The following is a 555-nucleotide window of genomic DNA, read 5'->3' as shown; positions in this document are numbered from 1 at the left end:
ATGGGCAGCTGATCGAAACAGATAATGAAGGGTATCTACTAAATATTGAACAATGGAACTCTGTCGTCGCCTTAGACATTGCCAAACTAGAAAAAATTGAACTCTCTGAAGCACACTGGGAAATTATTTATTTTGTACGTAATTTCTATGAAGATTATCACACATCTCCCTCTATCCGAATGTTAGTGAAAGCGGTTTCCCAAAAATTTGGTGAAGATAAAGGAAATAGTAGATATCTACAACGCTTATTTCCTGAAGGACCAGCTAAACAAGCAACAAAGCTTGCGGGATTACCTAAACCTGCAAAATGTTTATGACATCATTTGATAATCATTTTTATTTACAAGTTAATTATTCCCTTTTATAATGAACACACGTATATTCAAGAGATAAAAGAGGACTTATGTCAAAACTATTATTCAATTTCATCATAGCCAGTTTCCTTCTATTTAGTCAGATTAGTTATGCAAAATTTAAAGTGATTACGACATTTACAATTATCCAAGATATCGCTCAAAATATTGCTGGAAATGCTGCTGAAGTGCAATCAATAAC

General features: G+C 33.2%; 1 protein-coding gene. It reads left to right on the top strand.

Features of this window, described 5'->3' with window-relative positions; all coding sequences use genetic code 11:
- Positions 1–317, top strand: a 317-nt coding sequence (locus tag AC5O77_RS22395) for a TusE/DsrC/DsvC family sulfur relay protein (RefSeq protein WP_494507246.1), incomplete at its 5' end; no start/stop codon positions are given.
- Between the last annotated feature and the right edge of the window lie 238 nt (positions 318–555).

The organism is Stenotrophomonas sp. INTA L402-1 (assembly GCF_059295135.1).
Note: the sequence above shows the minus strand (reverse complement) of the source record. Positions and strands in the feature narration are given on the sequence as shown.